Origin of the sequence: Actinomadura formosensis NBRC 14204, assembly GCF_001552155.1 — a bacterium.
Classification (GTDB): domain Bacteria; phylum Actinomycetota; class Actinomycetes; order Streptosporangiales; family Streptosporangiaceae; genus Spirillospora; species Spirillospora formosensis.
Genome location: NZ_BCQQ01000166.1, coordinates 1 through 12,496 on the forward strand (window position 1 = coordinate 1; position 12,496 = coordinate 12,496).

Here is a 12,496-nt window from a genome sequence, read left to right on the forward strand (position 1 = left end):
CCGCCCAGGCCCGCGCGGCGGCCCGCGCCCGCGCCCGGGAAGCCCGCCGTGCCGCCGAGACCGCCGAACCCGCCGAGGTCATCGACCTCGTCACCCCCGACGAGGTCTTCGACCAGTACGCCGACGACCGCCGCGCTGTCGGCGAATAACCGGTGCGCGAGCACCCCCCGATGTTTGCTAACCTTACGGAGTCCTCGGGGCTGTAGCGCAGTCCGGTAGCGCACCTCGTTCGCATCGAGGGGGTCAGGGGTTCAAATCCCCTCAGCTCCACCGAGGAAGGCTTACTAGAACAAATGGCCGAATCAAGGCCGCCTAGCAGGACTTCCACGGTATCCGTCCAAGCAGAGCCCTTCTCCTCCGGGAGAGGGGCTCTGCTGGCGTTCTGGGGCCTTGTGGTGGGTGCCGAGTTCTCCTCGGTGGCTGCATCCTCTTCCGCGTGTTCCGGGCCGCTGTGTGCCCCCTGAAGCGCGTGCAGCCGGGCAAACGGCGCCTTCAAGGCACCCTCGGTCACCTCGTCTTCCTCCACGTACAGCCCATGGAAGATCGCCTGGTTGAGCAGGCGGCGATCCTCGTCGCCGCAACGCCGGTAAAGCTCCTGGGGGTTCTCTAGTAGCTTCAAGCAGGCTTCGATCAAGCGGACCCCTTCGGACAGGTCCTGGTCGGTCTCCTTGAGACGTTCCTTGAGGTGCTGCCGCTGGCGCTCGATCTCGCGCAGCTTGGACTTGATCTTGACTTGCGGGAGGGTACCGTCTGCTGCCAGGTCGATGAGGTTCTCCTCGCGGGCGTCCAACCCTTGTAGCTCGGTGGTGAGCTGCTGGCGGAGGAGGTGGGAGGCTGCTGCCGTCTCGTCCATGGTTTCGGCCATATGGCCACGGACGTCGGCGATGAACTCTGGGGTGAAGCGGATGCGATCGTAGTGTTGCTCGACAGCCTCCTCGATGAGGAGGACGTTAACGTGGGGAGACAGGCAGGAGCCGTCCTGCCTGTTTCGGCAGAACTCAGTGCCGCGAGCATTGACCGTGCGCTGGAGGATCAGCCTCTGCTTGATGCCTACCTTCCGACAGCGTGCGCAGAAGAGTGACCCCTTGAGGTAGTGATGATGCACTCGTCGCCGCTCCCCGGCGGTGGAGCGTGCTTCGATGACTTCCTGAACACGCTCGAAGAGGTCTTCGTCGATGAGCGGTTCGTGACGGCCCGTGTACTCTTCGCCCTTGTAGGTGACGTATCCGATGTAGTACCGATCGCGCAGCATCTCGGATAGCTTGTTGATCGATACCTGTTGAGCGGGGTAGCGCGCGGTAGGCCGAGTACGCAGCCCTCGGTCGTACAGCTCGTCGGAAAGATCAGCAAGTGTGAAACTTCCTGTGGCATACAGCTCGAATGCTAGCCGGACGAAAGGCGCGCGTTCCGGGTCGACGGCGACAGTGCGGATCTGGCGACCCTCGAAGCGATCAAAAACGTTGAGGTAGCCGAGAGGCGCACGCCCCAGCGTGCCACCGTTCTTGGCCTTCTGTCCCATCTTGTAGGCGATGTCAGCGCCGGACTCGCGTGATTGGTACTCGTTGAAGGTAGCCAGGATGCCGTGCATCAGCTGGCCGACCGGTGAGTCGTCGATTGACTCGGTGGCGGAGATGAGCGTGACGCCGCGCTTCCGGAGATCCGCCATGACGATAGCGTCGTCGAGTCGATTGCGAGCCATGCGTGACAGCTTGTAGACGATGATGTAATCGACGCAGGTCGCCCGTCGCGTCGGCGTAGGGCATATGCGGCCGATCGACATCGTGGTCTGCGGCAGCGTGGCGGTGAACCGCTCCGGGGCACGGATCGGCAAGGGTGCGGGCTACTCCGACCTTGAGGTGGCGCTGCTCATTGAGGCAGCCCTGGTGACGGACGAGACGATCATCGGTGCGCCGGTCCACCAGCTCCAGGTCGTCGACGAGGAGATCCCGGAGACCGAGCACGACTTCAGCGTGGACGTGATCGTGACGCCGGACGAGGTGATCGAGTGCGCGAGCCGGCGCCGGCCCCTGGGGCTGATTTGGGATGATCTCACGCCGGAGAAGGTTAAGGCGATCCCGGTCCTCGCAGCACAGATGAAGCGACTGTCAAATGGATGACTCTTTGGCTTTAGATCCAATAGGTCTTATTCATAGCCGGATGAGGCTTTAGCGAGCCTCCCTCGACTTTCATGCCGGTCTCCGCCATGCGCAAATCCTCCAGCTCTTCACGCGCGCGGTTCACGGCATCGCATTGATCTTGGGAGAGGTAAAAGCTGAAGCTTTGTACAATCTCCCAGGCGTGGTAGGTGATTTCAAAATTCGGAGGGCGCTGAGCTGCAAACTCCAGGAATGAAGCAACAGCTTCATCGACATCCTCTTTGTGTACGCGCGGAGGTAGCTGAGGAAGAATGTCTACTCCTCCATCCGCGCTATACACCACCACGACCGCAGAAGGCGGCTCGCTCCCGAGATATCTCACTGCGTTATTGAACCGGCTGCCTCGTGCTGGATCGCCTTCTCCGCGTGCCGTGCCGTCCAGGATAACTCCAATAGCGTGACATTGACCGCTCGGATCCATGAGGAGGGCACCATCCATGTCAGTGAGCTGGGTAACCAGCTCTGGCGGGAGGCAAGTAGGCTCCACTGACCAAGCTTGCGGCGACAGTCGCTGTGCTTCCTCGGCAGCACTGCTAGAAATAACAAGCATGGCACCGTGTCGATGGTCTCCAGCGGCCCTAGCCGCCTCCAGCAATGCGACGGTGTCACATTCTGGAAAAAGTCGGTCGACCAGGTCGCAGAAGTAGTCTTCATCCAGAATGCGAGTTGGCAAGCTCGGGACGCCGTCCTTGACGGCAAGAAGCGGCACGTCCGCATGTGAAAGCTCCCACGCGCCACGGGTAGTGAAGGTCACGACGAAAATCGTCTCGGTGGCAGGGTCGTAGTCAGCTCGGATATGCCCTAGGCCATATACCTTCTCCCCGTCGGACAGGACATCCGCGCTTGGTCCGCTGGCCTCTAGAAGCTTGCGAACGGCCAACGGCTTACGTATATCAACAGGGGAGTGAAGCTTGACTACGAAATCAATAGCCGGACTATATGAGGGTGCGAATACCAGACGCCCGGAGCCTGTGCGCCCTTCATATGGCAACGCGGCCAGGTTGTTCATCAACAAGTCGGTATTACTGCCGAACCAATAGCCAGAGCAGTACATGATATCACGCACAAAGGACTCGGTTGCTGTACGCACTACTTCGCTGGAGCTGACACCTAGAATATTCAGACCAGCGCCTGGCTCGGGTAGGTATAGAGACTGGGCGGCGAGTTTGAGCACCCTGCCCATGGCAGAATGAAACAGTGAGGGATAAATAGCAAAGCGATCTCTAGTGGTTGTTTTGATCTGCGGCACCCTTGCAAGGACTGCCTGATCCACGCTGATGACTACGTGTACCAGGTAGTCTCCCACTCGTACCGAGTTCGCCGCGAAGAACACTCGCTTTTCTTGACCCGGTAGCGACGCCAGCGCTTCCTTAAGTGCCTCAGTCCACGCACTGCGACGGAGCCTTAGCTGGTGATTCTCTTGGGCTTGAGGGTGTGAATGGAAGACGTTGTGCTCGGGGTGATCGTCATACTTCTGCCCTGCCAGTTGCTGAACGCCGGCAAAATCGGAGGGGTGAAGATTTCCCTCGCCCTGTTCGATGCAAATATCGAACTCATGTTGACCGGCCACCTGGAAGCCTACGAGTATTGTCCTCGGCTCACCATGGATGCCGAGAGAATCTAGTACCGAGTTGACTTCGACGTTGAGGGCCATGCGAAAATGACTCTGGTAGCCCCACATAAACTGCTCGATGTAGCGTCCAGCCATCTCTCGCCTCTCTCACACACGGCTATGGCGACTGGAAGTCGCTGCCTCGCAAGAGCCGACCAGCTCGTCTTGCGAGACGGCGCGTTAGGTCCCACTTGCCTCATTTGCTCGCTGGTGGGTGTGGCTGGGACCTCGACGATCGCCACGGATCCGGTCACTGAGGGAATCTGACTACTTTACACCTCGCTGGCACGAGGAGCGTAGAGAAGGTAAGCCGATCGCCGTGCCCCCGAGCCCAGACCTGTTCCGTACGTCACCCGGGCAGATAGACACCGGAGCCGACGGCGAAGGAGAGATATGGGTTGATTGATGGGTTATGGCGGGATTATGTTGAAGTGTCGGTCTTTGGGGGTCAACTAGGACCACCAAGGTACCCACACACTCGACGCGGCACTGGCGGGTCACTATAAAGGTGACGGAATCACACGTACGTTCACCGCAAAGACCCACTTCCGCGAACGACGTGTCAGTATACTGGACGGGCCCCGAGTGAGAGCAAAGCAATGACACTCGAAGAAAAATTTGCGGGTTGGACGGATGTCTCAAGTCCAACCGAGCAGGATAAACAAGACCGCACGGAGCGCATGATTCGTGACGCTGTCGACGCCCATCCGGCGTTCGAGGGCTACGACATCGAAGTCTACGTCAAAGGCTCGTACGCAAACAAAACCAATGTACGGGCCGACAGCGACGTGGATGTCGCTGTGCAGTGTAATGAGGCTCTGTACTCCGATGAGGCAAAGCCGGGAACGAAGCCCGCCGGCACTCCGTATAATGGAATTTGGACGCCCACTCGTCTGCGTTCGGAACTGAAAGAGGCGCTGGAAGCGAAATTCGACTCTCAGGTCGATGATTCAGGCTCAACGGCATTCAGGATTAACTCCAGTTCTGCTCGCGTGGATGCCGACGTCGTGCCGTGCTTCGATTACCGCTACTACCTTTCTAGCGGAGAGATCCGTGACGGCGCCAAGGTATTTAAGAAGGATGGCACCAGCTTGGTGAACTACTCCCGTCAGCAACTTGAGAACGGAGAAGCTAAAGATTGCCGAACCGGTGACGACTACAAGTCCGCGGTGCGCATCATGAAGCGGGTCGAAAACCTGATGGTGGAGAACGGCGTGCACCGCGTGGTGCCATCGTTCTTCGTCGAATGTTTGGTCTACAACTGCCTAGATGACTTGTTCCGGCGTTCGACCTGGACCAGCGCCATTAAGGGCATCATCTATCATATATGGAGCAATCTCGAAGGTACTGAACCGACAGATGTGACTGAGCGGTGGCTTGAGGTAAGCGAGTGCAAGTACCTCTTCCAGAGTACCCAGGATTGGACGCGCAAGGACGGACGAGACTTTGCACATGCCGCGTGGAACTACCTGGAGCTTGGGAAATGAAACGCAACGTCCTGATTCGTGTCATTGTCGGCGTGGTTGTCGTCGTTCTCTTCATCCAGACTTGGGTGCAAAGCGGCGAGCCCAACTTCGGACTGTCGAAAGTTTTCTCTGCGGCTGTCTTGGCCGCTACCGTCCTCCTCACTCTGTGGGATTTCTGGTTGTGGCGGCTTCCGCTGGCCCAACGAATCCCTGGGACGCCTCGGTGTATACGGGGAACCTGGCAAGGCGTTCTCACTACTTTTTGGGTCGACCCAAAGACGGGAACAAGTCCTGATCCTAAGAAGGTGTATCTGGTGATCAGGCAGTCAGCAAGCCACGTATCAGCTAAGTTGCTGACAAATGAGTCTCGCTCCTCATCTGCTTTTGCCACGATCAATCTAGAAGATGGTTCGTACGAACTACTGTATCTCTATCTGAATAAACCTGACTCACGCTACGAGTCGCGTAGCCGAATGCATCACGGGTCGACGACCCTTGATCTTTCTGGAAGTCCTGTCAGGCGCATGAAGGGAAGGTACTGGACTGATAGGGACACTCGTGGAGAACTCGACTTCACCGAGCGCAGTGGTAAGATTGTTGACGATTTTGATGAGGCGGCCGGGCTCTTCTCGTAGGACGTTCTGACGCATACAGGACTGCGGTTACGTGATTTTCTATTGAACTTAATGATTGACGCGTGGGGAATCCGAAAGAAAAACGGGTTTCCGGTATTGTGGTATTAGTATAGAATGCCCCCTGTGGATGAACAGTCTTTCCTTGAATTCTCCGATCGCTTGGAGTATGTAGCCAGCAAACTTGGCAGCGAGCCATGGATTACCGTCTACGAGTACACCAAGACGGAACAAGAGCAAGTGAGCTACTACAGCGGTCTTGTGCGTCCTGGGATGGTGGAGCAGTGCCTCGGCGACGCGTCGTGGGATCTACATATCGGACACGGCATGCCTGGCTTCGTCTTTTATGGTGACGGCAGATCCGAGTACCTTCGGTTTGGTGATGATAACGGCGTCGAGCCGTTCATTATCGACCGGGACTTCCACGGCCTTAAGCCGTCGTACGTTGAGGTATCGGAAGAGTTCCGACACTTCCACAATCTCTACGAGGATCGTAGGAAGGGCATCTTCACTGCGTTGGACGACAGCGGTGATGACGTGGAAGTCATCCGCATGACGCCGTCGAAGGTGCAGGTGCGAGCCAAGTTCCTCAAGGAGTACTTGGCCGCTCGCGACATGGTGATGCTCCTCTTCTTCGACTTCGACCGTTGGTCGTCGAAGACGCTGGAGGAGCTTGGCATGGAGAAGCAGAGCGAGGACGTACAGAAGAAGAGCCACCGATATATCAGGTGGGTGGACGTAGTGCCTGGTATGACCGACCCTGCCCGAAAGACCTACGCCCGATTCATGGGCAAGAAGATGGTTAAGGGATCCGAGAACTACCGCCCATCGATGTTCTCGGACCGTGAGAGTCGGCAGTACGAGGAGTTCATCATCGGTGTCGATGAGGAGGGTGATAACGTCCACTTCACGTGCGACGAGGAGAAGTTGGCGAACTACTTCGGGAAGAATCCCGACGCTCCTCACTACCTGACACCTGTCTTCTTCGACAAAGCCGTCATGGCTAAGTACTACAACGACCCGGCGAAGTACCGCGTGGAGGATAGCAACCTCCACTGCGGCGGGTACTGGGGGCTGCGGCTCGACAACAACCATCGGGACTATGTCGTCGTCTACCTCGGCGACCTCGGCAAGCTAGCGCACAAGGAACAGCTCTACTGGAAGAGCTTCAACGTCGTGCCCGACGGCAATGTAAGCGATGTTGCGTTTCGACGAAGCATTCTGGGGCAGTGGACGGATGCCGATGAGCCGGCGCTTGCCTTCAAAGCGTCGTATCGGCGCTTCCGTGATCGTTGGCACAAGCAGTTCGGGTGGGATCTGTTCAAGCCACTCAGGCCTGAGGACGAGCACTATTGGACCACGCTGCACGTACCTGCGAGTGAAAATCAGAAAGAGTTCGACGATCAGGTCATGGCGCTGTCGAAGGTGCTTGTTGAGCGGCTGAACGAGCGGGCGATTACAAAGCACATCACGGTGGAACCCAACGACAAGGGCATTACCAAGTTCCAGAAGTATCTTGATGTAGTGGAGTTTCCCGACAGGCAGGCGCTCATCACGCTTCTTCGCAACTTGAATGACTTGCGCAGCGGACCGGCCCACGTGAAGGGCAAGACTTACGAGCGGGCCAGCAGGCACTTTGATCTTGATGAGAAGGGACAGTCGCGCGCGTTCTCAGACCTGTTCGTGGCGGCGACCGCGCTCATCAATAGCCTGGATGCCTTCATGGTGCCGAATGAGGACTAGCGGGGTTTTTCATCGGTGATTGAGGCCTAAAGAGCCTTGTGTCCTCGGTTCGATTCTGGGAGGAGCACCAAAGTAATAGCTTCATCGCGCGATGAGGCTATTACTTCGGACTACCGTTGCCGTCCGTGGGTATCCCGCATCCTCACCCCACGCTCCACCACCCGAGCCCGCACCGTCCAAGGGTCGACCTCGAACTTGCTTCCGATCCGTGCCAGTGACCAGCCGGATTCGTAGAGCCGTACCGCCTCGTCGACCTGCTCGCTCGTCAGCCCCTGCATCCGCATCGTGACGCCCTGGCGCCTGAGGATCTTGCTCGCCGTCTGCCGAGCTATCCCGAATCGGTCGCCCAGTTGGTAGACCGTCGCTCCCGCCTTGTACTCCTCCACGAGCTGCCGTACCTGCTCCTCGCTGAGCCGCTTGATCCGGCCAGGCTTCGGTCGCTTGACAACAGGGGTGACTGGCCCATCCAGCTTCGGCATCTTGGCTAGCAGGCCCTCGAGTTGCCTGACCTGCCACTTTATGTTCGAGTAGGCTCGCCGCTGGTCCACCAGGAACACCCAGGTCAGAGGCCGGTTCAGGAGAGATCCTAGACCGGCCTCTGATCATTTGCCACCACGTTGCCACCAAGACTGAGCGACACCAGATGGCACGATCCGGCCACCAGAACGCCACCCTCGCTCCACATCGACGCAGTCGTAGTGCCGCGACGTAGGCCCCACTCCGCCGGTGCGCGCCGCAAGATTGATCTCTGAGGGTGCACCTGTGGCACCAACGTCCCGAGCCCGCACTGCGCTTCCCCTGAGATCGCCCGGCTTACCGTGCAGATCCGCCGCCGGTTGGCCGAGCCCGGCGCATGTCAATGAGCGGGGTGGCCTCGACGATGGTCGCGTCGCGTTCACCGTCACCGGCGGTGCGGGCATCACGTCGCGGGCTTTGCGTTCGGTTAGCTGCGTTTCCCTCCTGTGGGATGTCCGGTCCGCCGGGTCCGGTGCACGTCCGGAGTCGCTTCCGGTGGCTCCGAGGGCGCTTTCGGCGGACGGGGAAGGTCCTGGCCGGGACCGCGGTGCCTGGCCAGCCAGAGTGCCGCGCCGAGCAGGACCACGCCGGCCGAGAACACCGCGATGGGGGCGGCGGCGGACTGGGGCAGGTAGCGGGACACGGTCTGGGGGAGAATCTGGACGATGCCGTAAGCCCCGAACGCCACGAGCCACACCCTGCGCGCCATCACCCCGGCGACCACCAGGCCCGCGACCGTCATGAGCGCGAGCACGTGCCCGGCCGCGGTCTCCATCGTGAGTTGCGCGCCGACGAGCAGCCCGACCGCCGCGGCGATGAGGCCCACCGTGCGCGGCGGTACCAGGCCCCTGCGCGCGGCCAGCCCCCACAGGGCCGACAGGCCCCAGACGCCCAGCCCGGGTCCCCACAGGACCAGGTCGGCGTCGGCACGCGCGATCCCGCATCCCACCGCGACGGCCAGGGCGGCGAAGACCGCCAGATGCTGCAACGGCGAGCGAGTCCGTCTCCACAGGACGATGCCGTACACGGCGGCGGCCGACGATGCCAGCGTCCAGGTGCTGGTCGGCTCCAGGTGCCACACCTTGGCGCCCAGCAGTCCGGTGAACGCGGCCAGGCACGCGGTCGACAGCAGCCACAGGACGCCGCGGAGACGCTCCAGCGCCGGGTCACGGCCGGCCGGCACGGCGGCGCCCGCCAGCAGCAGCGCCGCCGCGCCGGCCGCGGCGAACGCCAGTTCGGCGACGGTGGGGATGTCCGGCCAGAACTCGTTGACGGCGAGGAATCCGGCGATGACGGCCAGCGCGCCGCCGAGGTAGCCGAGTGCCTCGACGACCAGCGGAGTGCGGCCGTCCCGTGTGCCGCGGAGGCGGTCCGCCCGCTCCGCCGCCTCGATCCGCGCGGCCTGATCCGCGTCGATCAACCCTGCGGCGACCCAGCGACCGAGCCGATCGTGGAGCGCTGGATCGGGCTTCCCGTTGGGCATGGCGGCCTCCGTCTCTCACCTTCATGATCGGCCGTCCGGGTGGCCGCGTCCACGGGCGAAGGTCCCTGCCGTGCCCGCGATGGTCCTGCCGTTCGCGGCGTGGCCGGACCCGCAGGGCAGCGCGGGTTCGCCCGGTGGGTGGCCTTGCTCGCCTGTCTGTAGTCCTGTGTGGGCACCTCGGCGGCGTGTCAGCCTCTACGGTCTACGTATGGCGGGCGGTTGTTGAGAGTAAGGACGGGCATGGCGAACGAGACGGAGCGGCTGGCGGGTTTCCTGTACGAGATCGGGCTCCTCAAGCGCTATAAGCGCACGGGCTGGCTTGTCGCGGGCGTGAAGGACCCGGAGAGCATCGCCGACCACTCGCTCCGTACGGCGATCATCGCGAGCGTCCTGGCCGTGATGGAGGGCGCCGATCCCGAGCGTGCCGCGCTGCTCAGCCTCTTCCACGACAGCCAGGAGACGCGTCTCACCGATATCCCTTACCTGGCCAGGCCGTACGTGACGAAGGCGTCCAACGAGGAGGTCACCGAGCGTCAGACGCGCGGCCTGCCGGAGGCGGTTGCCGCTTTGGTCACGGGCGCCGTCGCGGAGTACGAGGGCAAGACCAGTGCCGAGGCGATATGCGCCCGTGACGCGGACAAACTGGAGTGTCTCATCCAGGCCATCGAGTACCGGGAGCACGGCAACCAGAACACCCGGCCGTGGGTGGACAGCTCACTCGCCCAGCTCCAGACCGCGTCCGCCAGGCGTCTCGCCAAGAAGGCGCAGAAGGCCGGCTCTCTCGACTGGGTCATGCGAGCGTTGAACGACGATGAGGACCTGTAGCGGCGATCCCGTACCCGGGCGGTCCGTAGCGCTGCTGTACAGCCGAAAAGTACGGCAACGCACCCGCACACGGGCGCGTCTGATCACTCACCATCGCGCCCCCGGCCGGTAAGGCGAAGGGGTCGCCTCGGCCGGGCCGGTGGTCGGCATCGAGCGGCGTCGCGGCCTATCTGCGCGCCCGCGCAGCCGAGCGCGGCCCATCACACGGTGCCGCGCACGCAGAGGGCTGATTCCGTTCCGGGTCCCGGCGGAAACCCCCGCCTGAGACCCGGCGCCGGGCGGCGGGCGAACCGCAGCCGAGTGTGAGCGGTGACGTCACCGGCAGGCCGGGGATGAACTGCGATGTGCGGATCGGGGGACGGTCGTCCGCCGGTCAACGGGTTTTGGGTGTGGAGTTCAGTGCGCTGCGCAGGGCCGTGCGGGTGAGCAGGAGGATGGGGCCGTCCGGGTCCTTGCTGTCGCGTACTGCGACCACCCCGGCCGCGTCCGCCAGCTCGATGCAGTTGCCGCCGTTGGAGCCGGTGTAGCTGCTCTTGCGCCAGTTGGTGTCCGGGATGCTGGCCAGTTCTACGCACTCGGCGGCGTTGGAGCCGCTGTGGCTGCTTTTGCGCCAGTGGGCGTTTTTCAGGTTCATGGGGCCAGTGTCGGACGCGGTGCGCGGTTTGTCAGGGGGGTGAAGTGCGCTGGGCCGGGTGCGGTCGTGGCTTTGGGGTGTTTGTCGCTGGGCGGCGGGTCGCCTGGGGTGGGGGATGGGGGCGACTCGCCGCGACTCAACGATGTGCGGGATCGAGGGACGGTCGGGGATCGGTCAGCGGGTTGTGGGGGTGGACCGCACCGCGCTGCGCAGGGCCGCGCGGGTCAGCAGGAGGATGGGGCCGTTCGGGTCTTTGCTGTCGCGCACCGCTACTACACCGGCCGCGTCCGCCAGTTCGACGCAGTTGCCTCCGTTGGAGGCGCTGTGGCTGCTCTTGCGCCAGTTGGTGCCTGTCAGATCCATTTTTCCTGGATTACCTTCCTGATTAGCTCGCGTGACATGTCTTCCGTGAGCGTGCGCGAGCGGAGGGCGACGAGTGTTCGTGCCAGCATGGACAGGTCTGCGGGGTCGTCTGTCGTGATGGCGCGTATGGCTGTCTCGACATATGCGACCTCGCTTCGATCGTCCATCGTCGCGACCACGAATGCGCCTGTGTTGCCATCATGCTCGCCGCTTGTCAACACTACTTGAACCGTGACGTTGGGCAACATGCTCAGCTCAATGAGGTGCTCGAGTTGTTCACGCATTGTTTCGGGCGTGCCGACTGGCCGGTGGAGCGCCTGCTCGTCGATCAGTAGTACGAGAGTTGGTGGATCCTTCTCTCCCTGCTTTGAGATGATCGCCTGGCGGTTGAGGCGAGCGTCGGCGGCCTCCTGGTTGCCGTGCAGGATTGCCAGCGCGTAAGCCGGAGTCTGAGCCAGGCCAGGAATCAGGGAGTGTTCCCAGCAGACCAGCATGGCTGCATCGGTTTCGATCTTCGGCCAGTCGAACCAGAGCGGGACCGGGTGACCGTTCCTGTTCAGGTCTTCCCAGAGTTTGATCAGTGCGCCGTCGGCGCGGAGGAGGCGGTCGACCTGCTCCACGAATGAGCGCGTGGCACGCCTGGTGCCGTTCTCGATACGGCTCACCTGCGCCTTGCTGATGTTCGTGTGATCTGCGATGGACTGCTGGGTGACCCCCTTCGCCTCGCGTATCCGGCGCATCTGTCCACCGAAGGCGATTAAGGCGGGGGATTCTTTGGGGCGTTGGCGTCGTGGGGGCATGCTCGCGAAGTTTCCTTCCTCGGTACCTCGCCAAAAAGGAACGGCTGTCACCAGTCGTCACCAAGCGAGGTTGGCAACACGATCGTACAGCGAAACCTTGCTAATTGTGTTGCGTTCGCCACACACAGTGAGGAGATGATCGTGGGCGAGGCGGCGGAGCACGAGATGGTGGTGAAGCAGGACCTCAGAGTGGTCGCGGAGGTGCGGCGGTTCGTGCGGTTGGTCACCGGCCGGTGGGGCATGGACGACTTCGTGCCGTGCCTGGT

12 protein-coding genes, 1 tRNA gene and 1 pseudogene are annotated in these 12,496 nt (G+C 61.6%); 7 read left to right on the forward strand and 7 right to left on the reverse strand.

The window, feature by feature from the left end; genetic code table 11:
* The first annotated feature begins 196 nt into the window (after positions 1 to 196).
* A tRNA-Ala gene (locus AF1_RS29385) sits at positions 197 to 270 on the forward strand.
* A 595-nt stretch (positions 271 to 865) separates the two neighbouring features.
* The gene (locus tag AF1_RS36025) at positions 866 to 1,081 is read left to right on the forward strand and encodes a hypothetical protein (RefSeq protein ID WP_067806606.1); all 216 of its coding nucleotides are present in this window, start codon (positions 866 to 868) and stop codon (positions 1,079 to 1,081) included.
* 63 nt (positions 1,082 to 1,144) lie between these two features.
* Here the strand turns inward: AF1_RS36025 and AF1_RS37140 are convergent.
* A pseudogene (locus tag AF1_RS37140) lies at positions 1,145 to 1,780 on the reverse strand (recombinase family protein); the annotation flags it as partial.
* On the opposite strand from AF1_RS37140, the gene AF1_RS29395 reads away from it, so the two are divergent.
* A complete protein-coding gene (locus AF1_RS29395) occupies positions 1,764 to 2,117 on the forward strand; it encodes a 5-formyltetrahydrofolate cyclo-ligase (protein WP_207394133.1) in 354 nt (117 codons plus the stop codon). The pseudogene AF1_RS37140 and the gene AF1_RS29395 overlap by 17 nt on opposite strands.
* 10 nt (positions 2,118 to 2,127) lie before the next feature.
* On the opposite strand, the gene AF1_RS34910 is transcribed toward AF1_RS29395, so the two are convergent.
* The gene (locus AF1_RS34910) at positions 2,128 to 3,864 is read right to left on the reverse strand and encodes a diadenylate cyclase (protein WP_131732813.1); all 1,737 of its coding nucleotides are present in this window, start codon (positions 3,862 to 3,864) and stop codon (positions 2,128 to 2,130) included.
* Positions 3,865 to 4,367: 503 nt separating this feature from the next.
* Between AF1_RS34910 and AF1_RS29400 the strand changes: the two genes are divergently transcribed.
* The 3 genes from AF1_RS29400 to AF1_RS29405 all read left to right on the forward strand — a co-directional run bounded on the left by AF1_RS29400 (position 4,368) and on the right by AF1_RS29405 (position 7,609).
* Positions 4,368 to 5,255: a nucleotidyltransferase domain-containing protein gene (locus tag AF1_RS29400; RefSeq protein ID WP_067806609.1), complete on the forward strand. Its 888-nt coding sequence runs from the start codon at positions 4,368 to 4,370 to the stop codon at positions 5,253 to 5,255.
* Positions 5,252 to 5,869: a Cap15 family cyclic dinucleotide receptor domain-containing protein gene (locus AF1_RS34915; protein ID WP_131732814.1), complete on the forward strand. Its 618-nt coding sequence runs from the start codon at positions 5,252 to 5,254 to the stop codon at positions 5,867 to 5,869. The genes AF1_RS29400 and AF1_RS34915 overlap by 4 nt, the downstream gene beginning before the upstream one ends.
* A gap of 123 nt (positions 5,870 to 5,992) precedes the next feature.
* Entirely contained in the window at positions 5,993 to 7,609 is a 1,617-nt protein-coding gene (locus AF1_RS29405; RefSeq protein ID WP_067806611.1) for a hypothetical protein, read from the forward strand.
* 110 nt (positions 7,610 to 7,719) lie between these two features.
* Here AF1_RS29405 and AF1_RS29410 read toward each other — a convergent pair whose 3' ends face one another.
* The gene (locus AF1_RS29410) at positions 7,720 to 8,166 is read right to left on the reverse strand and encodes a helix-turn-helix domain-containing protein (protein WP_207394137.1); all 447 of its coding nucleotides are present in this window, start codon (positions 8,164 to 8,166) and stop codon (positions 7,720 to 7,722) included.
* 386 nt (positions 8,167 to 8,552) lie between these two features.
* Positions 8,553 to 9,608 (reverse strand): DUF2157 domain-containing protein, encoded by a 1,056-nt coding sequence (locus AF1_RS29415; protein ID WP_084263456.1) that lies wholly within the window; start codon positions 9,606 to 9,608, stop codon positions 8,553 to 8,555.
* 240 nt (positions 9,609 to 9,848) lie between these two features.
* Here AF1_RS29415 and AF1_RS29420 point away from each other — a divergent pair, with 240 nt between their 5' ends.
* Positions 9,849 to 10,433, forward strand: coding sequence for an HD domain-containing protein (locus tag AF1_RS29420; RefSeq protein ID WP_067806618.1), 585 nt, complete (start codon positions 9,849 to 9,851; stop codon positions 10,431 to 10,433).
* A gap of 373 nt (positions 10,434 to 10,806) precedes the next feature.
* On the opposite strand, the gene AF1_RS29425 is transcribed toward AF1_RS29420, so the two are convergent.
* From AF1_RS29425 to AF1_RS29435, 3 genes are all read right to left on the reverse strand, one after another.
* Positions 10,807 to 11,067 (reverse strand): DUF397 domain-containing protein, encoded by a 261-nt coding sequence (locus AF1_RS29425; protein WP_067806621.1) that lies wholly within the window; start codon positions 11,065 to 11,067, stop codon positions 10,807 to 10,809.
* 174 nt (positions 11,068 to 11,241) lie between these two features.
* Entirely contained in the window at positions 11,242 to 11,430 is a 189-nt protein-coding gene (locus tag AF1_RS29430) for a DUF397 domain-containing protein (protein WP_067806625.1), read from the reverse strand.
* Positions 11,421 to 12,230 (reverse strand): helix-turn-helix domain-containing protein, encoded by an 810-nt coding sequence (locus AF1_RS29435; RefSeq protein ID WP_084263457.1) that lies wholly within the window; start codon positions 12,228 to 12,230, stop codon positions 11,421 to 11,423. The genes AF1_RS29430 and AF1_RS29435 overlap by 10 nt, the downstream gene beginning before the upstream one ends.
* Positions 12,231 to 12,496: the final 266 nt, after the last annotated feature.

Excerpts from the sequence above, each read along its gene's own strand:
- AF1_RS36025 (WP_067806606.1), top strand. The coding sequence starts at position 866 with ATGGCCACGGACGTCGGCGATGAACTCTGGGGTGAAGCGGATGCGATC.
- AF1_RS29395 (WP_207394133.1), top strand. The coding sequence starts at position 1,764 with ATGCGGCCGATCGACATCGTGGTCTGCGGCAGCGTGGCGGTGAACCGC.
- AF1_RS34910 (WP_131732813.1), bottom strand. The coding sequence starts at position 3,864 with ATGGCTGGACGCTACATCGAGCAGTTTATGTGGGGCTACCAGAGTCAT.
- AF1_RS29400 (WP_067806609.1), top strand. The coding sequence starts at position 4,368 with ATGACACTCGAAGAAAAATTTGCGGGTTGGACGGATGTCTCAAGTCCA.
- AF1_RS34915 (WP_131732814.1), top strand. The coding sequence starts at position 5,252 with ATGAAACGCAACGTCCTGATTCGTGTCATTGTCGGCGTGGTTGTCGTC.
- AF1_RS29415 (WP_084263456.1), bottom strand. The coding sequence starts at position 9,608 with ATGCCCAACGGGAAGCCCGATCCAGCGCTCCACGATCGGCTCGGTCGC.
- AF1_RS29420 (WP_067806618.1), top strand. The coding sequence starts at position 9,849 with ATGGCGAACGAGACGGAGCGGCTGGCGGGTTTCCTGTACGAGATCGGG.
- AF1_RS29425 (WP_067806621.1), bottom strand. The coding sequence starts at position 11,067 with ATGAACCTGAAAAACGCCCACTGGCGCAAAAGCAGCCACAGCGGCTCC.
- AF1_RS29430 (WP_067806625.1), bottom strand. The coding sequence starts at position 11,430 with ATGGATCTGACAGGCACCAACTGGCGCAAGAGCAGCCACAGCGCCTCC.
- AF1_RS29435 (WP_084263457.1), bottom strand. The coding sequence starts at position 12,230 with ATGCCCCCACGACGCCAACGCCCCAAAGAATCCCCCGCCTTAATCGCC.